We start from the raw sequence: 21762 nt of genomic DNA, 5'->3' as shown, positions 1-21762 counted from the left end.
TCACTCTTCGGGCCGGCCGGGCATGGCCTCCGCCTTCTCCTCGTTCTCCACCGCCGCATTCACCGTTGCTTGCGGGAGTGTCAGACGTACGGCCATGTAGTGCACGGCCAGGCTGAAGACCACCACGATCGCCAGGTCCCACCACTCGGGCAGTGCTTGAGTGCCTCCGTAACGGCCGAACCGGCCGATGATGACGAGGCCTCCCAGCCACGGCCAGATCCATGCCGCATTCCGCCAGCACAGGACGCTGCGCGCGGCTGCCGGAATGCTTCGGCGTGTCAGAGCCAGGACAAGCAGGCCGAGCGCGGCGGCGAGAGCGAGTTTCCAGCCCGCTTCATAGCCGGACCAGTAGAAGATCAAGTTGGCGAAGACGAATCCGGCCGGGGCCAGGACCTGCCAGGCGGGCATGCGGTAGGGGCGGGCACGCTCCCCGTCGCGTAGCCGCAGCGCGTGCAGCGCCACCGGCGCGAAGGCATACATGATGGCGGCTGCCGACGTCACCACTCCCACCAGCGCCTGCCAGCTGGGGAACGGCAAGAACGCCAGCTCACCGACCACGAACGCCAGGAGGATCGACGTCACCGGCACGCGGTGGCGGCCGACACGGGCCAGCGAGCGCGGCAGCACGCGTTCGCGGCCCATGGCGTAGGACAGGCGGGCCGCACCTGCCAGGTACACCAGCCCGGTTCCGGCGGGGGAGATGACCGCATCGGCGTACAGAACGGTGGCCAGCCAGCTTGCCCCTACTGCCGTCGCGAGTGTGGCGTACGGTCCGAAATTGCCTTCCCCGACAGGGGAGTCCCATCCGCCGGCCACCGCGCCCGGGTCCAGTGCCGCAATGAAGGCCGCTTGCAGCAGCAGGTACAGCACGCACCCGATGGCCATGGCCACGATCACCGCACGTGAAACGTCCCGCTGTGGATTACGGGCCTCTCCGGCCAGCTGAATCGCCTGCTCGAAGCCCAGCAACGCGAACACCACGCCGGCCGGCAGCGCCGCAAACACACCGTGTGTGCCATGCGGAGCGAACCCGCCGCCCGCAGTGAAGTTCGAGCCGTGAAACGCCAGTGACATCAGCGTCACGACCGTCAGCAACGGCACTGCCGTCTTCACCACGGCCGTCAGGGAATTCGTGGCTGACAGCAGCTGCACACCCAGGACGTTGATGAGCGTGAAGACCAGCATGAAGACGGTGGCGATCACCAGACCGGCGGTCGTAAGCGTCCCGTTGGGATGCAGCATATGGACCCGGTCGTGCACCCAGCCGATACGGTCCGAATACGACAGTGTCGCCTCGACCTCGATCGGTGAGATCAGCACCGACCGAAGCCATGACATCCAGCCTGCCGTGAAGCCGACGAGCGGGCCGAAGGCGAAGAACGGGAACCGCGCCGTACCGCCCGCGATCGGATAGGCCGCGCCGAGCTCGGCGTGCGCCAGTGCCAGTACGGCCAGCATCACCGAGGCAAGTACCCACGAGACCATCGATGCCGGCCCGGCGATCACCGCAGTGGTCAGCGCGCCCAGCAACCAGCCGGAGCCGATGATCGACCCCAGCGAGATGAACATCAGCCCCCAGAAGCCGACCGCCCTGCGCAGATGGCCGGCTCCCGGGCTGCTCCCGCTCCCCACGGCGTTCGTCTTGGTCACAGGCGCTTCCCTTTCCGCAATCATGGTGGACTCGCACACCCACTCCCGCACCTCGCAACCAGACACACACTGTCACTGTGGGTTGCCGTATGTAATCAATCACGGATAGTTCAGTACGCACGCGAGGAGCGCAGGTCCAGGCCCCTGAGCGAGCAGACGATGCCACCTGTGGCTCTGAGCCAGCCCCGCTTGGAGTTGAGCTTGACCACGCAGTCTGTGGAGAACTCCCACCACCCCGACCCGTAGTGACGCCACGTCCTGTACACCCGGCCGGTGTGTGCGCACGCATACCAGCCCGAGTAACTCGTGCCGCGAGCGATGTAGAACGCATCGAGGTCCACCTTCTGCGGCGCCCCGTACACGCTGTGGGGCTTGGCATACGCCACTTGGCTGCGGCGGCAGCCACGGGCCTGGTAGCGCTGGTCGCCCCCGCTGCCGTACCAGTCCCTGCAGACGGCGACGTGCGTGTCCGTGCCGTTGTAGGCCGTCCCGCACACATGCCCGATGCAGCCGCCCACTGTCGCCGCCACCGGGCCGGCGGGCGCCGACGGTGCCCCGCCCATCATCGCGCCGACGGCGAGCACGCCCGCCCCGACACTCGTCCCACTTCCGTCCCGGGACGCAGGCCCCGCCCTGACCTGCCCCGGTGCGCCCAAATGGGACGCAACGAGGTGGGGCGCCGGACGGCCTGTGCAGGGCCATATGAGGTACGCAGAGCCGGAGTTGCCCGTAACGGCACGGCAGGTGGACGGTGTTGCCTCCGTGGTGTTGCCTACGTGGTGTTGTCCTGCAAGAGCGTGAGGGAACACGTGGGTCACCACGGTCCGTCCAACTGAGGGACATGACCCGCGGTCAACGGGGCGCACGCCACTCCAGAGGCTAAATCCATAGGTAAATCTGAGGGCAAATCTGTGGGTAAATTCTGGTAGGTTGGCTGCGGAGGTGGAGCATGCCGACGCAGGAAGAGCTGTTCGAGGCGGTGGATGCGCTGCTGGAGGACGAGCCGCAGTTGCCGCCGCCGGCGGAGCGGGCTCGGCTGCGGGAGGCGGCCGGGGTCACGCAGGCCCGCCTGGCGAAGGCGCTGAAGTCGACGACGCAGACGGTGAAGAACTGGGAGGGCGGCCGGTCCGAGCCGCGCCCGCCGCGTCTACAGGCGTATCAGCGGCTGCTGGAGGGCTGGGCGGCGAAGTACCCGGCCGAGCCCGAGCCCGAGTCCGAGCCCGAGTCCGAGCCTGAGCCGGTGTCGCAGGCTGCCGCCGTCCCGGCCGCCGCGCCCCAGGCGCGGGCAGCGTCCGCAGATCAGGCCGCTCGGCCTGACGGTAAGACAACTGCCTCGGCGTCGCAGCCCGCTTCCGCCCCGGCCGACGAATCGGCCGCCGCGCCCACCCACGCGCCACGCCCCACCCACGCGCCAGGCACTACCCGCACCACCCCCACCACTCACACGCCGGACATCACCCGCCCATCGGCTTCGCACCGCCCGCCGAAGAAGGCCGCCGTGAACCAGCGTGCCGTGACGCAGCCCGCCGTGAAACAGCGCGCCGCGCAACCGGCCGCCGTGAAGGCCGCTGTCGATCCGCGCTTCCCCCACGGTCCGCTCGCCGTGCTCGACGGCGACCACACCGCGTACTGCGACGGCGGCGTCGTGCTGGAGTGCCCGGCGGCGACCGTCCCGCAGCTGGTCGAGTGGGCGCTGCGGGAGTCCGGGACCGGTGCGCCGCGTCTGCACCGCAACGGCAAGGAATCCGACCCGCTGATCGTGCTCACCGAAGCGGCGGCGGCGGAGCTGGGCCTGCCCGCGCGGCTGGAGGGCTTCGAGGCCCGCCGTTCGCTGCGGCTGTCCGAGGACCACCCGGTCCTCAAGCAGGTCACGAAGGCCAAGTGGAAGCTCACCCAACGCGGTTTCGGCCCGTGGGCCCGGATCTACCGGCCGGCGAAGGCCGGGCAGCGCCAATGCGTGCAGCTGGCGATCCTGCCCTGGGATGCACTGGAGCCCCGCGCCTGGGCCGACGCGGACGCCCTGCCGCCGGCCGAACTCGCCCGTACCCTCGGCGTATACGCAAGCCGGGTCATCACGCCCCGCGGCTCCACCGCCGTCTGCGGCCTGGAGCTGATGACCGCGCTGCGCCCCCCGACCCGCGCCGTCAAGGACCACGCCACCGGAGACTGGGTCCAGGGCCACAACCCCGGCTCCCTGGGCACGACGCCGGTCGACCCCGCGCCGCCCGAGGCACCCACCGAACACCCCGTCGCGCAGGGCTGGAGCGGTGGCTTCCTGGACGAGGAGGCCTACCAGTGGATCCGCGACCCCAAGCTCCTCACCGACCATGAGTGCCTGCTGCCCTACGCCGTCGGCCTGGACATCAACACCGCCTTCCTCGCGGCCGCGGCCCGCCTGCCGGTCGGCCTGAGCGGCCCCGAGCACGTCCAGCGGCCGGTGTTCGACAAGAAGATCCCCGGCAGCTGGCTGGTCGACCTCTCCGGCATCGAGCTGGACCCGCGCCTGCCCAGCCCCTTCACCCCCTCCGGCCGACGCCCCGAGGGACCGGCCTGGTACGCCACACCCACCGTCGCCTACGCGGTGGAACTCGGCTACGACGTCCAGCCGACCGAGGCGTACCTGAGGCGGGAGACCGGCGCGTACCTGGACCCTTGGCACGACCGGCTGAGGGACGCCTACGTCGAGACGATGGCCGACCTGGGCGTGAGCAAGGACCTGGACGAGGCCGCGTTCCTCGACGCGATGGAGAGGCACAAGAGCGTCGATCCGGGCATGGCGGCCGTACTGTCGGCGATCAAGTCCACGGTCAAGGGCGGCATCGGCAAGCTGCGTGAGCGTCCCCAAGGCCGTCACTACCGCGACGGCGAACGCTGGCCGGCCCTGGAGCGCCCGACCTGGCGGCCGGACATCCGGGCCGCGGTCATCTCCAAGGCCCGCGTCAACATGCACCGCAAGATGCTCAACACCGCAAAGGCCAGCGGCCGTTACCCGCTCGCGGTGCTGTCCGACTGCGTCGTCTACGCCTCGGCCGGCCCCTCGCCGCTGGACTTCCTCCCGCGCACCGAGGACGGCAAGCCGGTCCCCGGCACCTTCCGCCTCGGCCCCTCGCCCGGCCTGGCGAAGCTGGAAGGCGTCCAGGAGATGGCGTGGGCCGTGGACCTGATGGAGCAGGGCTACAACCCCGCCCGGCACATCAAGGGCGGCGATGCCGTCCTGGACGAAGGGGAGTAGAGCATGGGGGAGATCGACGACGCCCTTGAGCGCGCGGAGTACGAGACGTTCACCCGCGAGCCGCCCAAATCGACCCGGGCCCGCGTGAACTTCCTGCTGGGCAAGGTCAAGACCACCAAGGCAGTAGCCGAACTCCTGGGGGTCACCCAGCGCTCCGTGGAGCGCTACCGAACCGGCGAGCGCAAGCACCCGCCCAAGGACATCGCGGACCGGCTCAACACCGAGGTCCGCGCCCGCTGGCAGCCGCAGGTCCGCAAGCGCCGCCGCACACAGGCCGCCACCAGCACCGGCATCACCGTGGAGACCCGCGCCAGGTTCGGCTACACCGCGCCGGTCGGCACAACCGACGACGGGCGCATCCGCCGGCTGACCGTCCACCTCCCCCCGGCCTACGCCGACCGCCTCTTCCAGGCCCGGCAACAGGGCGCCGACGACCGGCAGTTGCGCGACATCGTCGCCGAAGGCCTCCAGGAGATCTACTTCAAGGACAACGGAACCCGCGCCCAAGACCTCGAAGTCGCTTTCACCGACATCGACTACGTCGACGTGTCCTTCTGAAGCGGCCAGAAGCGACAGCGGCTGGCCGACACGACAGCAGCCGACCCGCAACAAGCCGTCCCCGCCGCGGAAAGCCCCGGAGAACTCAACACGACCCGCTCGACCTACGACACCTACGCGACTCGCACGAACGGCGCGAACGGCACGAATGGCGCGGCCACGCGAGGCTTGACCGCTTGACCGCTTCACCGACAGCTCCCCAAGGGCTGTCCCGCAATTGACCCCGTGCGATCTCTCCCAGGGGGAGCGGTCACGCACCTGCCGTCTCCCAAGCGGCCTGAAGCTGTCCGGCGGCGCCGGTGGCTTGCCGAAGGCCTTCCCGATACGCCTTCTCCCAGGCCGTCCGGTCCTGAAGTTCGGGATCGAGGGCATGTGCCGATGCAGTATCAGGACCGATGGTCACCACCGTCTGCGCCCCCCACGACCGCCAGCTGCCGGTCGAGTTCTTCGCGGGGAAACCGGTGCGCCAGTGGCTCGACCACCACGAGCGTACGGGCTCCCATTGCGAGGTCGGCGTTGGTGCCCGAGCGCAGGGCACCGTCGAGCCCACTCGGCGCCGGGCCTCACCGGGCTCCAGTCCGGGCTTGCCGAGCACGGCGAACACCGCACCCGTTACACCGGTGTTCACCTCTAACCAGGGGCGCCGCCGCCGATCAGCACGGTGTCGCGCACGACGCTCAGCCCCGTGAACGGGACCATCCACGACGGCTCCGACGCTGTGATCACACCAGCTGCGCACCCACCGGGGCGTGCAACGGCGGAGGAAGTCAATCAAGGAACTTAAACCCTACGGTCATATGAATCCCTCACTGCACCAATCTCACCTGTCGCCTCCTTCACCCCTTGGCTTTAATCAAATCAAGCGAGATTGACGGCGCCCCCTTATGTGGCGTCGCGTCCCGTCACTAGGACGACCCGCCCCCCGTACGCCGGCCAGGAGGCAACGGGTCTTCCCACGCCATTCCCGCCCCACCGGGACCTCCCATGCGGTGGCGGGCCGCTTCAGCCATCCGCCTGCTCTTGCAACCCCGGCAGAGCGGCACGTTCGAAGGAGAAAGATCATGGCAACCATCACCTCGTTAGTGGACACGACCACCACCACCAACCAGGGCAAGCCCGGAGACACCGTCCAGATCAACGGAACCGCTCTGTCCACCACCACAAGGGTCAACTTCGGTGCGGCAACGGTCACCCCGACATCCGTCACCTCCACCCAGGTCACCTTCGTCGTGCCCACCACGGCGCCGTGCTCCGGCCAGGTCTCCGTCAGCGTCACCAGCAGCGCCGGCGCCACCAGCAACTCCCAGCCGTTCTTCGTCATCGCCGCGCCGACCACCACAGCCCTGAGCGTCGGCTGTATCTCGGCCGCCACCGGTGGCGCGGTCACACTCTTCGGCACCAACTTCCTGTCCGGAACGCAGGTCGGGGTGGGCACCGTCGGCAACGTAGCGGTCACCCCCGCCCAGTCGGGCCAGGTCACCTTCACCGCGCCGGCCAACCCGGGCCAGGTCGCCAATGTGTCGACCCAGCCGGTGACCATCACCACCGCCGGCGGGACCAGCGCCTCGGGCACCACCCAGATCGACTACTACCTCGCGCCGGCCATCACCTCGGTGCTTCCCACCTCGGGTACGGCAGGGGAGCAGATCACCGTCAACGGAACCGCCTTCGTCGGTGTAGACACCGTCACCTTCACCGACAGTGCCGCCGCCACCGCCACCGTCGTGCCCACCCCCATAAGCGACACCCAACTCGTCGTCACCGTCCCCGGCGGGCTGGCCACCGGTGTCGGATCCATCACGGTCCACACCTGTGGCGGCAACTCCAACGCCCAGGCCTTCACGATCACCTGACCGGGCGCCCACGGCACCACCCCACAGTGGCCGCGCACAGCACGCGGCGCGCACGGTGCCGACGCCCCCGCGCCCTGGCCGACAACTGCCGGCCAGGGCGCGACCGCCCCAGGAGGTACGAGAAGGAGAAGAGCACCATGGCCCCCGTAGTGACCAGCGTCAGCCCCACCCAAGGTGCTCCAGCGGGGGGTACCAGCGTCACGATCACCGGCTCCGGCTTCACCGGCGCCACCCTCCTCAAGTTCGGCCCCAATGTCACCAACTTCGTCATCGTCAGCGCTACGCAGATCACGGCCATGACGCCAGCAGGAACAGGCACGGTCAAGGTCACGGTCACCGCGCCGACAGGAACCAGCACCCAGAACGTGTTCTTCACCTACAGCACCCTCGCGGCCCCCCAACTCACCACCCTCAGCCCCACCTCGGGCCCCGCCTCGGGCGGCAATACGGTCACTCTCAACGGCAGTAACCTCTCCGGCGCCACCTCGGTGCTCTTCGGCACCAACCCGGCGACGATCCTCACCAACACTGCCAACCAGTTGACCGTGACCGCTCCGGTCGGCTCCGGCCTGGTCGCCGTCACCGTCACCACACCCGGCGGCACCAGCAACACACTTGCCTACACCTATGTCGCTGTTCCCACCCCGGCTATCAGCAGCCTCAGCCCCACCTCGGGTCCCACCTCGGGCGGCAATACGGTCACCATCACCGGCAGCAATCTCTCCGGTGCCACCTCTGTGAAGTTCGGCCTCACCCCGGCCACCATCCTTACCAACACCCCCACTCAGCTGACGGTGACAGCCCCCGCCGGCTCGGGCACGGTCGCCGTCACCGTCTCCACCTCCGGCGGCACCAGCAACGCCCTTGCCTACACCTATGCCGCCGCTTCCATCCCGTCCATCAGCAGCCTCAGCCCCACCTCGGGTCCTACCTCGGGCGGCAACACGGTCACCCTCAACGGCAGCAATCTCTCCGGCGCCACGTCAGTGAAGTTCGGCCTCACCCCAGCGACCGTCCTCACCAACACCGCCACCCAGATCACCGTCAGCGCGCCCGCCGGGCCGCCTTCCTCGGTCAATGTCACCGTCACCACGGCCGGCGGCACCAGCAACCCCATGCCGTACGTCTACCTGGTCGCGCCCACCATCAGCGATCTGTCCCCGCACCTCGGGCCGACCACCGGAGGCAACACCGTCACCGTCTTCGGCAGCAATCTGACGCTCACCAACGCCGTCAGCTTCGGGGGGAGCCCGGCCACCGCCATCAATATCCTCTCGGACAACCAGCTGACCGCGACTGCTCCACCCGGCTCCGGCACGGTCGTCGTCACCGCCACCACACCCGGCGGGACCAGCACGGCCGCCACCGGCAACCCGCACTACACATACCTCGGGGCACCCGTCCTGTCCGGCCTCACCCCCTCCCACGGCATTGATCTCGGGGGCGACGCAATCGTCCTGGGCGGCAGCAATCTCACCTACACCGACGCGGTGACCTTCGGCGGCGCCCCGGCCTCGTTCGCGGCGATCTCCGACACCCAGGTCGTCGCAATCTCCCCGGGCGGAGCACCCGGCACAGTGAGCGTCGTGGCGCACACCCCAGCCGGCACCAGCAACGCCCTGCCCTTCGTCTACGACCCGTCCTGAGCCCACCGCCCCGCACTGAGCTCAAGCAGCCAGCATGGCCAACATTGCCAAGCAATCTCCCGCATCCCAACGTGCCGGTTCGAGGATGTCGCTCCGGTGCGCACGTTCCGCTGGTCGCGCGGTGAGCTTCACTTCCCGGGCTGGTACTGGACGGCGACGACCGGACAGCGCGTCGGCTCCGAGGCGTGGCGGGACTGGGGCCGGCTGCCGCTGACGGGCTTCGATCCACACGTGGCAGGGATCGGCTCGCAGCCCTGCTGCCTGCACCGGCTGCACTTACCCGACCACCGTGCCCGCGTCGGAGCGGCGCGGATGCGGATGGTTTCACCGACGACGACCTGCCACACCCGGGGCGCCGCGCGACGGTGAGCTCCATCGCCCCAGCGACACAGGGCCCCGCCCCGTTGCATGCTCATGCGTATCCATGCATAATCTTCCTATGTCCAAGGTCCTCACCTCCCTGCCCGCCGGCGAGCGCGTCGGCATCGCCTTCTCGGGCGGCCTCGACACCTCCGTCGCGGTCGCGTGGATGCGCGACAAGGGCGCCATTCCGTGCACCTACACCGCCGACATCGGCCAGTACGACGAGCCCGACATCGCCTCGGTGCCCGGCCGCGCCAAGACCTACGGCGCCGAGATCTCGCGCCTGGTCGACTGCCGTGCGGCGCTGGTCGAAGAGGGCCTGGCCGCGCTCACCTGCGGGGCGTTCCACATCCGCTCGGGCGGCCGTGCCTACTTCAACACCACGCCGCTCGGTCGCGCCGTCACGGGCACCCTCCTGGTCCGGGCGATGCTTGAGGACGACGTACAGATCTGGGGCGACGGCTCGACCTTCAAGGGCAACGACATCGAGCGGTTCTACCGGTACGGCCTGCTCGCCAACCCGCACCTGCGGATCTACAAGCCATGGCTGGACGCGGACTTCGTGACCGAGCTCGGCGGCCGCAAGGAAATGTCGGAGTGGCTTCTCGCCCACGACCTGCCCTACCGCGACAGCACGGAGAAGGCGTACTCCACCGACGCCAACATCTGGGGCGCTACCCACGAGGCCAAGACCCTGGAGCAGCTGGACACCGGCGTGGAGACCGTGGAGCCGATCATGGGCGTGCGGTTCTGGGACCCTGAAGTCGAGATCGCCACCGAGGACGTCACGATCGGCTTCGACCAGGGCCGCCCGGTGACGATCAACGGCAAGGAGTTCGCCTCCCCCGTCGACCTGGTGATGGAGGCCAACGCCATCGGCGGCCGCCACGGCATGGGCATGTCGGACCAGATCGAGAACCGGATCATCGAGGCCAAGAGCCGCGGCATCTACGAGGCGCCCGGCATGGCCCTGCTGCACGCCGCGTACGAACGCCTGGTCAACGCGATCCACAACGAGGACACCCTCGCCCAGTACCACAACGAGGGACGGCGCCTCGGCCGACTGATGTACGAGGGCCGCTGGCTGGACCCGCAGGCACTGATGGTGCGCGAGTCGCTGCAGCGCTGGGTCGGCGCGGCCGTCACCGGCACGGTGACGCTGCGGCTGCGGCGCGGTGAGGACTACTCGATCCTCGACACCGCAGGCCCGGCGTTCAGCTACCACCCGGACAAGCTGTCCATGGAGCGCACCGAGGACTCCGCCTTCGGCCCGGTGGACCGGATCGGCCAGCTCACCATGCGCAACCTCGACATCGCCGACTCGCGCGCCAAGCTGGAGCAGTACGCCGGCCTCGGCCTGATCGGCACCGGCAGCCCCGCCATCGGTGCCGCCCAGGCAGCCGCGACCGGCCTGATCGGCACCATGCCGGAGATGCCGGAGGGCGGCGCCGAGGCCATCGCCTCCCGCGGCGAGGTCTCGGAGGACGACGAGCTGCTGGACCGCGCCGCGATGGAGTTCGGCACGGACTGACCAGCCCCGTCGAGCGGCAGGCTCGGCACCCCCGAGGGGATGCATCACCACCGGAAAGGCCGGCTCGGCGCCCACAGCGTCGAGCCGGCCTTTCCGTTCCCCGGAGGCCGTGGCCAGGAGGATCCGGAGGCGCCGTCACACCGATGTCGCCCAGGTCTGCCGCGCAGCAGCCAGCCGGCGCACGCGTCAGCAAGCCCCTCGTGGGCTTCGGAGCCGGTCATGGTGCGCCACTCATTGCGGTAAACCAGGTAACCAGCCGCCGCATGGTCAAGAAGCAGCAGATGCGCTGGTCACCCCGGGGCGCCCACCTGCTGCTGCCGGTACGCACGTACGTGCTCAACGGCGACCTCGCCGCCGACTTCGCCCGCTGATACCCCGGCTTAACCGCGCCCGCTAGAGCCGTCGAGCCGGCGGCGGGACCCGCTGACGACGAGACCTGCTGCAAGGACCGGTACAGGTTCCGCGGCTCGATGGGCTCGACCACCGCGGGTGGTGAACACGAGGCCGCTGTGGTGCCCTTGTAAGGTCGTGGTGGGTCAACGCTGTGGCGTGTCCGCACGGGCCCTGAAGCATGGGAGGGGCACAGATGCTCTTGTTGTTGTTGCTGTTGGTGGGCTTGGGCGTGCTGGCCGCGGTCGTGGTCGTCGTCGCCGTGGTGATAAGCAAGCGCGGCAGGAGCGCGCAGCCGCAGGTCCCTCCTGGGGGTTGGGGCGCGGGTCCGGGCATGCCGCACCAGGCGCCGTATCCGCCCGCCCAGCAGCCCGGCCAGGGGTTCCCGCCGGCGCAGCAGCCGGGCGCGCAGGCGTATCCGCCGGTCGTCCCTCCCGGGCAGCCACCGCAGAACCCCGGACCGTACGGCGCCCAACCGCCACAGCAGCCGCCCTACCAGGGACAGTGACACCCGACGATCGCCGATGACCGGCCGCGGAGTCTCCGGGGTCTACGGCGCCGAAGCCCGGACACGGTAGCCAAGCAACTCGCCTTCGTCTCTGGCTGACTGGACAAGCACCGGGCAATGCACTGCCACAACTCGATGTATCGCCGGCTGCGCGGATCGGCGTCCGGACGAGATCGCCCAGCGGGCCGGCTCAGGGCGTTGTCGGTGGTGTCCGCTGCTTGCCCGCCTGCAGCGACTGGCGACACAGGCAGAAGTAGCAGTATGCGAACCCAGGCTGGCTGAGTGGCTCTGGGCCGCCGCCCTTTTTGATCCATCAGTTGGTCGCAGACGGAACCCTGCCGACGGCTCATTGCACGGATGATGGGGTCGGTCTGTCTACCACGGAACCGATCTGGTCGAGGCGGTCACAGAGGTTCCGGGCAAAGGCGCCTACGTGGTCATGCGTGAGGGCGACGGGACTCGACGGTGGAAGAGCGCATCGAGCCCCGAGAGCTGCCCGCTTTCTCACGTTGAATCGTCGACGCTGAGAGTGCGTTTTTGACGCGTCCTGGGCTGGTGCAACACCCATGGCGATTATTCAGTCGCAGTCGCCGAGGCTCATGGGTAGACAGATGCAGTGGCTGACGACGGTTCCAACCAGTTTCAGGCGGGTCAGACGGGACTCATCGTGAAGATCCCTGAGGTCGAGCCTGCTGTTCGCGCGTGGCGCGAACGCCTTGACCCATCAGCCCGAGCAGGTGTTCCAGCGCATGTCACCGTGCTCTTCCCGTTCCTCGCGGAGCGCCGCATCGACACTGTCATGTCCGCTGCTGTCAGCGAGGTGCTCGAAGGGCACCCGCCCTTCGAGGTTCGGTTCGAGAGGTGCGGGCGATTCCCGGGGGTGCTGTATCTCGTCCCCGAGCCGGACACGCAGTTCCGGCAGCTCACTCAGGCGATCGCCGATCGATGGCCGGAAACCCCGCCGTTCGGCGGACAATTCACCGACGTCATCCCGCATTTGACCATTGCCCAGGGCCAGGAAAACGCCGTCCTGGAGAAGGCTGAGGACGACCTCCTGGGCTGCCTCCCCATCACAGCGCACGTATCGTCGGTCGAACTCATGGTTCACGACGGTAGGAAGTGGCACGACCGAGCGTCCTTCACACTCCAGTAGTGCTCCGGTCCCGTCAGCGGTCAGCGTCGGCTGGTGGGCTTGGTTTTCGTCCGGTTGTCGGGGCGGGGGCCTGCGCGAGGCAGGCGCTTCGCCGTCACGATGACGAATGCCTAGGCCGGGGGCTTCCGAGTATTGGGGCAGACGCTCGTAATCGCGGGCATTGCGGCGGGGGTTCATCAGAGAGTCGATCGTGCGCTCCTGCCCTGCGTCCTCTCCGGTGGCGACGTCACTCCCGTCATCGACCCCACCCTTACCGCCGTGGTATGGGAAATCACCGGCCTCAACGACCTCAGGGAGTGCATCAAGAACCCCGCCTTCGGAGCATGCACCGCCTTCGCCATTTCCGTCCTCCCGGTCGGCAAGGTCAGGCTCCTCAAGAAGCTCGGCGAGGGCATCGAAGACATTGCTGAAGGGTCAAGGGTTGCGAAGAAGGCGAAGTGCTTCAAGTGCTTCCTTGCCGGCACCAAAGTGCTCATGGCAGACCACTCGACGAAGAACATCGAGTCGGTGCGGGTCGGGGACCAGGTACTCGCCACCGACCCGGTCAGCGGCCGCACGGGGAAGCGCACGGTAACCGGCATCATCGTCACGGAACACGACAAAAAATTCAACGAACTCACCCTCGCCACCCCCCCAGGGAAATCGCCACCTCACCGCCACGAACGAGCACCCCTTCTGGTCACCCTCACAGAACGCCTGGACCGAAGCCGCACACTTGCGTCCGGGCACGACACTGCGAACCGTCGACGGCAGCACGGTCACGATCAAGGGCAATCGCCCCTTCCACCAAAGCGCCAGGACGTACAACCTGACGGTCGACAACCTGCACACGTACTATGTACTCGCTGGTGAGACGCCGGTCCTCGTTCACAACAGCAACTGCCCTTGGACTTCTTACCGGAAGTTCGATAACGATGGCCATCCGGTGGATGGAACTCAGATTCCAACGAATGAAGCACTCGAGGCGGCGCAGCGGTGGATCGGCCCCGGCTATTCTGAATCCGTGATGGGTAGTGGGCGATATGTGTCCAAGGGCGGCACGCGTGTTGCCAGGCTGGGTGAACGGGATATCACAGGCCAGCACGGCGGTGGTCCGCACATGAATTTTGAGCGATTGGCGCCGAACCCCAAGAAGCCTGGCAAGTTCATGATTGTCGAAAATCGTCACATCTATCTCGAATAGAACCTGCGGGTGGGGAGCCGTTTGATGGTGCATCAGCGGCTCCCTGCTACGTCACCAAAAGGAAGCGACAGCAGTAATGGATCTTGTGATCAGTGTTCCGGAATATCGGGTCGGGGAAGGGCTGCAATTCGCCTGGGATGACGATTTTGAGATTGAACTGGAGGTCGGGTCGACGGAGGTGGTCATCAAGGCGAATCGCGCCGGATTGACTTCACTGGCACGTCACCTGTTGACCCTTGCCCAGCAAGGTGTTCATGAAGGTTCTCATATTCATCTCACAGCGGATCAAGAGATCGATTCTCAGATCGATCTCGTGCTTGAGCGAGTGGAGAAGGGCTGACCGTCTTGTGCCTGCCAGGCAATTGACGGCAGCGGGTGAGCTGTTCGGAGTTTCTCTACCGGTTCAATGGGCGGCCCGCCTGTGCGGGCCGCCGCCCACTCCTGGCCCGCCGCCCACTCCTGGCTCAGCCCCGCCGGCGACGGTCCCCGTCCGCTCAGCGCGCCGGTCCGGCGAGTACGAGTCGGCGTATGACCGAGCTGACCGCGAGGGCGGTCTTTGCGGACGCAGAAGTCTCAACAGAATGGATCGGCCTGATCGGGGCGGGCCTCTGTTGGAGCAGCGGTGCCCTCATCGTGGGCATCGGCACCTGGGCATCGGCACGTCCGCCCCGAACCCGGTGAGCGATTCCACCGGCCCTGTCACTGTCGACAAGGCCCTGCGCGCGGACCGCCTCGATCGCCACTCGGGTGACGTCCGGATGCGGGCACTCCGGCGGCGAGCGTCCCGTAGTGGCAGCCGCCGGCAGGTGAAGCCCGCTACCGATGGGTGGTGAGGAGCGACCAGCGGCAGGGCTCTGCCCATACGGCTCGGGGCCGTTCTTCAGTGGGCCTTGTTCCGGTCGAACCAGATCGTGGCGAATGTCGGCGCGAGTCCTGCCCAGAACAGCACCTGCGGCAACGGCCGGTCCGCCCACGGGACTTGGGTGATCAGCAGGGCGCACAGCATGGCCCAGGCCGCCTGGGCCACCACGATGCGGGGCCACCGGCGGCGCCGTATCAGTGACTGCACGTTGAGCTGGACGCCGGCGCGCCGCCGTCGGTAGCGCAGGACGGCGCCGACGAGCCAGATGGCGGTCATCGGCACGAGGTCCCACAGGCGCTGGCCGAGTGGCAGCGGCAACTCCCGCTGCACCTCGCCCTCGACGGCGAACAGGTCCATGCCCGCGCCGGCGAGGCCGACGCAGAGCAGAGCGAGCCACCGCACGCCGCGCAGCATGCGGTACGTGGCCTGGTCGAGGCCGCGTTGCAACTCGGCCGAGTCCGGTGCGGCGGCAAGCCCGGTGGCGTAGAGGTCGGCGGCCCGGGCGGCCTTGACGCCCGGGGCCTGGGCAGCCTTCCGGGTCTGCGCGGCCAGGGCCTCGGCGTGGGTGGGGTCGAGCCGGAGGATGGCGCGTTCGAGCTGGTCGGCGCGGGTGGTGTTGCCCGAGAAGGTGGCGATCTGGTGGGCGATTTCGTGAGCGTAGATCTCCTCGGGGCCCAGCCGCAGCGCCTCCGCGGCCAGGTCGGCCGCCTCGCGGTAGACAAGGTCGACCTCGTGGGGCTCCGGCTTCCTGGAGCCGTTCGCCTGGAGGTAACGGACCATCGACATGCGGCATACGGCGTCGGCGAGCATCGTATGGCCGTACCAGTGCTGCGGGTCGGCTCGCACCGCTTCGCGCAGTACGGGCTCGGCCGCGCGCCATGAGCTGTTGGGCCCGCTGGTCAGTGCCTTGGCGCGCAGGATGAGTACGTAGAAGTCCTCGGGGGCGAGTTTGAGGGCCTCGTCGGCCGCCTCCAGGGCTTGATCCGGCTCCTGCATTTTCAGGTGGCAGTAGCCGATCTCGATCCAGGCGCGGGTGTCGCCGGGGTCTTCGGCGAGGTGCTGCGACAACAGGGCACGGGCCTGGTCGTAGCGTTCGAAATCGATGAGGGCCTGGGCCTGTTCGACGGCTGAGTGCAATGGGGTCACAGTTTCCGCTTCTTCTTCAGATAGGCCACCAGGTCGTCGTACATCCCGCCGTCATTCGCGTACATCGCCACGCTCCGGGCAGACGCGAACCACGGCTCCGTCGAGGGCGCGATCTGTCCCGCCGCGGCCAGCAGGTCCTTCATCCCGATCAGGCGTACGGTCCCGGTACGGGCCGAGTCCAGCAGCGCGTGCTCGGCCGCGGCCTCGCACACATGGGCCAGATCGGCGCCGGACAGGCCGTCCGTGGCCTTGACGAGCTTGCCGAGGTCGACGTTCTCGATGGGCCGCTCACGCAGGTGATAGCGGAGGATCGCCTCCCGGGCCGGCCCGTCGGGCGGCAGCACCAGCAAGGTCCGGTCCAGCCGGCCAGGGCGGCGCAGAGCGATGTCCACGTCCCAGGGCACATTGGTGGCGGCCAGCACGAACACGCCCTCGTTCGCCTCCGCTTCGACGCCGTCCAGCTCGGTCAGCAACTGATTGACGGTGTTGCGCATACCGCTGCTCTGGGTGCGGCTGCGCTTTCCGCCGAGCGCGTCGAGTTCGTCCAGAAAGATCACGCACGGGGCCTGGCGGCGGGCAGTTTGGAAGAGCTCGTGCATGTTGCGCTCGGAGTTGCCGATCCACATGTCGAGCACATCGTTGACCGACACGGACAGGAAGTTCGCCCCGAGCTCACCGGCGACCGCCCGCGCGATGAAGGTCTTACCGCAGCCGGGCGGCCCGTACAGCAGTAGCCCCCCTCGCAGACTCTTGCCGTACAGGCGGCGCAGCTCCGGATTGCGCAACGGCGCCAGAAAGGCCGCCTCCAGTCGCTCCTTGACCTCCTGCATGCCGCCCACATCGGCGAGGCGGACGGTCCCCGGGCGTTCCACGTCCCAGGCAGCGGCGTCTCCAGGGTCGCCGCCGCCGTCGACGGTGAGCGGCGCCTCAACGAACCGGGGCGGCACGGCATCACCGACCTGATCCTGGGCCGCCTTCCAGTCGAAGCCCGGGCTCGAGGCGGGGGCGGGAGGCGGCTCGAGCACCGAGGCCTGCTGCGGCACGGCGGCGGGGGCGGGAGGTTGGGCGGGCACCGGAGCTTGTGGCGGCGGGGGAAGCGCTGTTTCGCCGGGGGCGCTTGCCGGAGTACCTGCCAGGGCCCGGACCATCAACTCGCGTGCCTGGACATCGCCGGGCGCGTACTGCAACGCCGTAGCAACCTCTCCCACCGCGGCGTCACCGTGCCCCGCGGTCAGCAGCAACTCGGCGAGGTGCAACCGTAGGGGTACGTCATCGGGCGTCGCCGCAACGGCGGTGCGCATGCTCTTGATCAGGGGGGATTCCGCCGTCATGGCCCACACTTTACGGAGCCGACGCGAGTGACTTGCGGGCGCCCTCGAGGTGCTCTGTGCACAACTTGCCGTGTGAGGAAGTCGCATGGTCACCAGCCGCGTGGACCTGGGGGAGAATGAGACTCATATCCCCGACAGCAGCCACATCTACTGTCTGGGGGTCGGAGACGTCGCGGGAAAAGCGCGAACCACTCGACGTCGCGTGGTCTGACGAAGCTCGCCAGCAGCGTGACGAAGTACTCCACGTTCCGTACGGTCGTGAAGACGAAGTCGACGAAGCAGAAGGTCACGACCAAGAACGGCGGCTACCGCTACACGGAGTGGAACAACACCAACGCCTGCTCGGCAGCTACGCCGGCACCATCGGCGTCAAGACCGCCTCGGGCCCGGAGGCCACGCACTGCCTGGTCTTCGCCGCCACCCGGAACGGCAAGACGGTCATCGGCACAGTCCGGGCCGACTCCTCGGTGGCCGCCCGCACGGCGTCCGCGAAGAAGCTGATGGATTACGGGTTCAAGAAGTAGTCCAGAAGCGATGCCGAAGTAATCCGCGGACCTGAATGGGCGAAGGGCCCGCCCGCGGCGCGATGCCACGGACGGGCCCTTTCGTCTGCCTCAATTCGTTTCCCTCCGGGACGCGTTCCTCGGCGAGACCTCAGGCCGGATCCGTCCCGTTCGAGGACATGGCCGCGCGGAGATTCGATGGGTATGGGGCATTCATCGCGGCATGGCCGAGAGCCAGCCCGGCGACGGCACCGGCGATGCCGGTCACCCAGCGCCAGACGCCCGTGACGTCGAAGGTCAGCAGAGCGGCGCAGCCGATGAGCACCGCGGCGAGCACCAGCACGGACGGTGCCACGTAAAGCAGCCACGCGGAGTGCGGGTCCCAGAGCCGCAGAGCGCGCGGGTCGCCGTTCCCCACGCCGGCCTTTTCGACGGAGACGCCCTCGGTGGCCATCAGCCGCGCATCGTCGGCCTTGAGCATTCCGTGCATCACCCACCCGTCGTCGGACACCAGCGCCGCCGGTGTGGCGCCCGCGGAGAACCGCCCGCCATCGGTGCCGCGCCGGGCGTCCCAGCACAGCCACAGATGCTGCCCCTTCAGGGAATCGGGGACGTGCTCCTCTGTGACATCGGCCAGGAAGTGCGCGGTGCGGGATGACGCGGTGAAAATTTTCAGGCACTGCTCCTCAACGGAGTCCCGCCGCCAGAGATCGGGCCCCAGGCATTTCCCGCGTACGGCCATATCGGCATGACCCAGGCGGGAGAAAGAACGGAATCCACGGCGCAGGGAAAGGACGACCACGGAGAGGACGATTCCGGCGGCCCAGGCGACGCCGACGATCCAGACGCGACCGATCCCCATCGTGGCGCCTTCCACCGCCTCACCGAGGCTGCGCTCGTCCCCCGCGAGGGCGCCCAGTCCGGGACGCGTCGGGGCGTAAAGGACCGAGACCTTGCCCCCCGTGTGCGGACGGTCGGGCGTGACCGGGTGGACGGTTGCCGTCGCCGGCACCCCTGGGGCAAGCCGGACGACCGCCGTCGAGGTGTAGTAGTCATGGCCCTTGCTCGGATCGTGCACCTGGACGTCGCTGACCTCCTCGATCGGTACGGCCGCGAACTCCGCCCCGGCGTCGACGATCCGCTGCATGCGTTCCGGCCGCTGGGGCGCCCCTATCACCAGGGCGAAAAGGGTCACCAGCACCGTGCAGACCCCGAGGTACCAGGCGAGGGAACGCCCCTGCATGCCCCGGCGCGAGGGCAGCACCCGGGGCGGTCCGTCCGGTTCCGCGGCGCCAGGTCCGCCCGCCTCCGTTGCCCCCGAGAACTCGGCGACGGATATCTCGGCGTACGGCTGCCGTCCCCCCGCCGCACGCTGGCACACGGCGATGCCGCCGACACACGCCAGTGCGCACCCCAGTGCGACAAGAATCGCCGTCCGGCGCGGCTCCGGATCCGGCCAGAAGAGCCACAGCGGCAGGACGGAGGTGGCGGCCGCCAATCCCAGTGCGCCGAAACACGCCCCGGCCCGGCGGGGTGCAGCGCCCACCCGGTGAAGGGCAGGCGCGGCACCGGTTGCGGCATGGTCAGCCGAAGACATCTTGTACCTCGTCAGTCGCGGTGTGGTTCCGGCCCTTGGCGCCCTGCTTCGCGGCGTCCTGGCCTTCTTTGTTGCTCTTGTCGACGTCTTCCCAGCCGTCCTTGCCTTCGTTTCCCGCTACGCCTCCGGCGATGGGGACGACGGTGCCCCATGCGGTGTCCTTGTTGGCCTCATGGTTCGCCGCCGTGCGATCCTGCATCTTGATATCCACCGCAAGCCGGTCCATTTCCCTGTCGAAGCCGCGGAACGCGCCTCCGACGCCGCCGGCCGCGCCACCGGTGACGGCGGTGATCGCGGTCTGTCGCATGTCCATGGACTTAACCCTTCCAGGCCGCATCCAGGGCGTCGCCGCCGACCCCGCCGACCGCACCGCTGACGAAGTCGCCGCGACCCAGGGCCGTTGCCAGCTTGCCCGCCCCGGCGCCGACGGTCGCGCCGGCGAGCCCCCCCGCTGGGCGCTGATAGCGGGCAAACTCTGCGTCAACTCGCCCGCGCGGAGGCCAACCTGGTCTTCCAGGTCATCTCCAAGCGCTACGAAAAGGGCTCGATCATCCTGACCTCGAACAAGACCTTCAGCGAATGGGGAGAGGTGTTCGGCGACGAGGTGCTGGCCACCGCCATCCTCGACCGCCTCCTCCACCACTGCGGAGTGATCTCCATCAACGGTCCCAGTTACCGGCTCAAGAACCGCCCGGCCGCCATCGAGCACGAGCGGGACGACGCAGCCTGACAACGTGGTCGACAATGACCGCATGGATGTCACTGAGCTGCTCGAATCGGCTTCCCTCCTCGTCCCGGAAGAGGTCGCTACCGAGAACGACATCTCGGTGCAAGACGTCTGGGACTACCTCGCCCACGACGAATGGCAGATCGCTCTGAGCCTGCTGGAGGAGCTCGGAGACGGGCAACCGCTGCCCTTGACGTTCTGGGAGCAGCTTGCCGAGGCGGCTGAGCAACTCGGCCTTGAGCGGAGCGTGGCTTGGTGCCACTGGCGGTGTTCCGAGATCCGAAACGGAATGATCCGGGCGGATCTGACGCTTCGTCCACCCACGGAGGCCCGACGCAGGACACCAATCTCCGGTCACGGTGTTCTGCGACCCATGTGGGACATCGGGAACCTCTCGCCGACCGGGGGTGTTGCGGTGAGCATCGCAGGGCTCTGGGTCGAGGACATGCCTTTTTTGGAGCCCGGCGGCCGGGCCACCGTCCGCCTCGTTCCCCTCACTCCCACTCACTGGACGCACGTCAAAACCGGCCAGCAGATCAACATGCACGAGGACCGGACCGTGGCCGGCACCGCAGTCGTGCTGGAGGTTCACCTCCCCACCCTCGCCATGCCTACGAGATGACGCCGACCGTCCCGCCCTCACGCTGTGCAGATATCTCCGTACTCGGTGGAGCAGTCACAGGAGTACGTCGACACTTGGACCTCAACGGACTCCGCGGAGTCCCTGTCGGGGCTGCTGGAGTGGGCCCTGCGCACGGTGATTTTTGAATTCGACCGATGAAGCGGGAGAAGGCAACGCTGATGTCAACCACTGCACCTGACCCGCGGCAAGACAGGGCGCAGGACCGACTGGCCGCGACGGTGACTGCCCTTCAAGGGGACCTGGCCCGCTCCGAAGGTAAAGCGAGCCTGCTACTGGCCTTGTCCGGAGCCGTGCTTGTGGCGCTTGTCACGACTGCCACGAACCTCCATCCGCCCCTTCCGGCCGCTGTGGTCGGGGCGCTCGGTGCCGCTGCACTGCTGGCCGCGACTTTTCTTCTGTTACTCGCGGTCCGTCCACAACTCGGAGGGACCGGCTGGACGAGCTGGCCCCAGTTGAGCGCCGAGCAATTGCGTGATCAGCTCGCGTCCGGCTACCAACCGGACCACCTGAGGTTCATGGCCGCACTCGCCACCCGGAAGTTCCGGCTTATTCGGGCGGCAGTTGACTCCATGCTTGCCGGGATCAGCCTCTTGGCTCTCGCGGCCATCCTCGGGGTCACGACTTGAGCTTGATGATGTATGGCGAGTCCATGCCGTGCGTCAATGGCCTAGCCACGGCTGAACCAGCTCACCGCTGTGTCTTTGGTGGAGGGGCTGTTGGCTGCTTCGGTCGCGTTCGATGGCCGCTTGCCGGAACTCTTCGCCGGTCATGGCACCGAGGCTGGTGAGGGCCCCGCGCCTTACCCGGCGTCCTGCCGACCCCAGGCTTGGGTGGGTGGTTCGTCGGTGTTGGTGTTGTTGGCTGCGGTTGGTTTGGGTGTGGATGT

The 21762-nt window shown here is 68.2% G+C and carries 19 protein-coding genes and 4 pseudogenes; 17 read left to right on the top strand and 6 right to left on the bottom strand.

What is annotated here, in order from left to right:
- Together ACZ55A_RS22465 and ACZ55A_RS22460 are read right to left on the bottom strand one after the other, a co-directional pair.
- Complete coding sequence (locus ACZ55A_RS22465; RefSeq protein WP_468842729.1) at nt 1-1689, bottom strand: APC family permease; 1689 nt, start codon at nt 1687-1689, stop codon at nt 1-3.
- A gap of 71 nt (nt 1690-1760) precedes the next feature.
- The gene (locus ACZ55A_RS22460; protein WP_468842726.1) at nt 1761-2234 is read right to left on the bottom strand and encodes a hypothetical protein; all 474 of its coding nucleotides are present in this window, start codon (nt 2232-2234) and stop codon (nt 1761-1763) included.
- A 365-nt stretch (nt 2235-2599) separates the two neighbouring features.
- Here ACZ55A_RS22460 and tap point away from each other — a divergent pair, with 365 nt between their 5' ends.
- The 12 genes and pseudogenes from tap (at nt 2600) to ACZ55A_RS22400 (ending at nt 14407) form a co-directional block, all read left to right on the top strand.
- Nucleotides 2600-4882 (top strand): telomere-associated protein Tap, encoded by a 2283-nt coding sequence (tap, locus tag ACZ55A_RS22455; RefSeq protein WP_468842724.1) that lies wholly within the window; start codon nt 2600-2602, stop codon nt 4880-4882.
- A 3-nt stretch (nt 4883-4885) separates the two neighbouring features.
- Nucleotides 4886-5440, top strand: coding sequence for a telomere-protecting terminal protein Tpg (gene tpg, locus ACZ55A_RS22450; protein WP_468842721.1), 555 nt, complete (start codon nt 4886-4888; stop codon nt 5438-5440).
- 1061 nt (nt 5441-6501) lie between these two features.
- Nucleotides 6502-7293, top strand: coding sequence for an IPT/TIG domain-containing protein (locus ACZ55A_RS22445; protein ID WP_468842720.1), 792 nt, complete (start codon nt 6502-6504; stop codon nt 7291-7293).
- 137 nt (nt 7294-7430) lie between these two features.
- Nucleotides 7431-8939, top strand: a complete 1509-nt coding sequence (locus ACZ55A_RS22440) for a beta strand repeat-containing protein (protein ID WP_468842717.1) — start codon at nt 7431-7433, stop codon at nt 8937-8939.
- A 96-nt stretch (nt 8940-9035) separates the two neighbouring features.
- Nucleotides 9036-9308: a hypothetical protein gene (locus ACZ55A_RS22435; protein ID WP_468842715.1), complete on the top strand. Its 273-nt coding sequence runs from the start codon at nt 9036-9038 to the stop codon at nt 9306-9308.
- Between the two features lie 70 nt (nt 9309-9378).
- A complete protein-coding gene (gene argG / locus ACZ55A_RS22430) occupies nt 9379-10833 on the top strand; it encodes an argininosuccinate synthase (RefSeq protein ID WP_468842712.1) in 1455 nt (484 codons plus the stop codon).
- 586 nt (nt 10834-11419) lie between these two features.
- Complete coding sequence (locus tag ACZ55A_RS22425) at nt 11420-11731, top strand: hypothetical protein (protein ID WP_468842709.1); 312 nt, start codon at nt 11420-11422, stop codon at nt 11729-11731.
- A gap of 305 nt (nt 11732-12036) precedes the next feature.
- A pseudogene (locus ACZ55A_RS22420) lies at nt 12037-12244 on the top strand (peptidase E); the annotation flags it as partial.
- A 103-nt stretch (nt 12245-12347) separates the two neighbouring features.
- A complete protein-coding gene (locus ACZ55A_RS22415) occupies nt 12348-12884 on the top strand; it encodes a 2'-5' RNA ligase family protein (protein ID WP_468842706.1) in 537 nt (178 codons plus the stop codon).
- A 700-nt stretch (nt 12885-13584) separates the two neighbouring features.
- Nucleotides 13585-13731: pseudogene (locus ACZ55A_RS22410) on the top strand (hypothetical protein); the annotation flags it as partial.
- 78 nt (nt 13732-13809) lie between these two features.
- Nucleotides 13810-14067: a hypothetical protein gene (locus ACZ55A_RS22405; RefSeq protein ID WP_468842704.1), complete on the top strand. Its 258-nt coding sequence runs from the start codon at nt 13810-13812 to the stop codon at nt 14065-14067.
- 76 nt (nt 14068-14143) lie between these two features.
- A complete protein-coding gene (locus ACZ55A_RS22400) occupies nt 14144-14407 on the top strand; it encodes an Imm32 family immunity protein (RefSeq protein WP_468842701.1) in 264 nt (87 codons plus the stop codon).
- A gap of 540 nt (nt 14408-14947) precedes the next feature.
- Here ACZ55A_RS22400 and ACZ55A_RS22395 read toward each other — a convergent pair.
- Nucleotides 14948-16075 (bottom strand): tetratricopeptide repeat protein, encoded by a 1128-nt coding sequence (locus tag ACZ55A_RS22395; protein ID WP_468842698.1) that lies wholly within the window; start codon nt 16073-16075, stop codon nt 14948-14950.
- Nucleotides 16072-17406, bottom strand: a complete 1335-nt coding sequence (locus ACZ55A_RS22390; protein WP_468842696.1) for an ATP-binding protein — start codon at nt 17404-17406, stop codon at nt 16072-16074. The genes ACZ55A_RS22395 and ACZ55A_RS22390 overlap by 4 nt, the downstream gene beginning before the upstream one ends.
- Nucleotides 17407-17580: 174 nt before the next feature.
- Between ACZ55A_RS22390 and ACZ55A_RS22385 the strand changes: the two are divergent.
- A pseudogene (locus tag ACZ55A_RS22385) lies at nt 17581-17930 on the top strand (D-alanyl-D-alanine carboxypeptidase); the annotation flags it as partial.
- Between the two features lie 130 nt (nt 17931-18060).
- Here the strand turns inward: ACZ55A_RS22385 and ACZ55A_RS22380 are convergent.
- Together ACZ55A_RS22380 and ACZ55A_RS22375 are read right to left on the bottom strand one after the other, a co-directional pair.
- Complete coding sequence (locus ACZ55A_RS22380) at nt 18061-19455, bottom strand: hypothetical protein (RefSeq protein WP_468842693.1); 1395 nt, start codon at nt 19453-19455, stop codon at nt 18061-18063.
- Between the two features lie 37 nt (nt 19456-19492).
- Nucleotides 19493-19819, bottom strand: coding sequence for a hypothetical protein (locus ACZ55A_RS22375; protein ID WP_468842690.1), 327 nt, complete (start codon nt 19817-19819; stop codon nt 19493-19495).
- 171 nt (nt 19820-19990) lie between these two features.
- Between ACZ55A_RS22375 and ACZ55A_RS22370 the strand changes: the two are divergent.
- The 4 genes and pseudogenes from ACZ55A_RS22370 to ACZ55A_RS22355 all read left to right on the top strand — a co-directional run.
- A pseudogene (locus ACZ55A_RS22370) lies at nt 19991-20236 on the top strand (ATP-binding protein); the annotation flags it as partial.
- Nucleotides 20237-20258: 22 nt separating this feature from the next.
- Nucleotides 20259-20855 carry a hypothetical protein gene (locus tag ACZ55A_RS22365; RefSeq protein WP_468842688.1) on the top strand — a complete coding sequence of 199 codons (597 nt, stop codon included), beginning with the start codon at nt 20259-20261 and terminating at the stop codon, nt 20853-20855.
- Nucleotides 20856-20879: 24 nt separating this feature from the next.
- Nucleotides 20880-21014: a hypothetical protein gene (locus ACZ55A_RS22360; protein ID WP_468842685.1), complete on the top strand. Its 135-nt coding sequence runs from the start codon at nt 20880-20882 to the stop codon at nt 21012-21014.
- Nucleotides 21011-21502, top strand: coding sequence for a Pycsar system effector family protein (locus ACZ55A_RS22355; RefSeq protein WP_468842683.1), 492 nt, complete (start codon nt 21011-21013; stop codon nt 21500-21502). Before ACZ55A_RS22360 ends, ACZ55A_RS22355 begins: the two co-directional genes overlap by 4 nt.
- Nucleotides 21503-21762: the final 260 nt, after the last annotated feature.

Source organism: Streptomyces sp. NPDC034111, from assembly GCF_055575375.1.
Note: the sequence above shows the minus strand (reverse complement) of the source record. Positions and strands in the feature narration are given on the sequence as shown.

Excerpts from the sequence above, each read along its gene's own strand:
- tap (WP_468842724.1), top strand. The coding sequence starts at position 2,600 with ATGCCGACGCAGGAAGAGCTGTTCGAGGCGGTGGATGCGCTGCTGGAG.
- tpg (WP_468842721.1), top strand. The coding sequence starts at position 4,886 with ATGGGGGAGATCGACGACGCCCTTGAGCGCGCGGAGTACGAGACGTTC.
- ACZ55A_RS22445 (WP_468842720.1), top strand. The coding sequence starts at position 6,502 with ATGGCAACCATCACCTCGTTAGTGGACACGACCACCACCACCAACCAG.
- ACZ55A_RS22440 (WP_468842717.1), top strand. The coding sequence starts at position 7,431 with ATGGCCCCCGTAGTGACCAGCGTCAGCCCCACCCAAGGTGCTCCAGCG.
- argG (WP_468842712.1), top strand. The coding sequence starts at position 9,379 with ATGTCCAAGGTCCTCACCTCCCTGCCCGCCGGCGAGCGCGTCGGCATC.
- ACZ55A_RS22425 (WP_468842709.1), top strand. The coding sequence starts at position 11,420 with ATGCTCTTGTTGTTGTTGCTGTTGGTGGGCTTGGGCGTGCTGGCCGCG.
- ACZ55A_RS22400 (WP_468842701.1), top strand. The coding sequence starts at position 14,144 with ATGGATCTTGTGATCAGTGTTCCGGAATATCGGGTCGGGGAAGGGCTG.
- ACZ55A_RS22390 (WP_468842696.1), bottom strand. The coding sequence starts at position 17,406 with ATGACGGCGGAATCCCCCCTGATCAAGAGCATGCGCACCGCCGTTGCG.
- ACZ55A_RS22375 (WP_468842690.1), bottom strand. The coding sequence starts at position 19,819 with ATGGACATGCGACAGACCGCGATCACCGCCGTCACCGGTGGCGCGGCC.
- ACZ55A_RS22365 (WP_468842688.1), top strand. The coding sequence starts at position 20,259 with ATGGATGTCACTGAGCTGCTCGAATCGGCTTCCCTCCTCGTCCCGGAA.
- ACZ55A_RS22355 (WP_468842683.1), top strand. The coding sequence starts at position 21,011 with ATGAAGCGGGAGAAGGCAACGCTGATGTCAACCACTGCACCTGACCCG.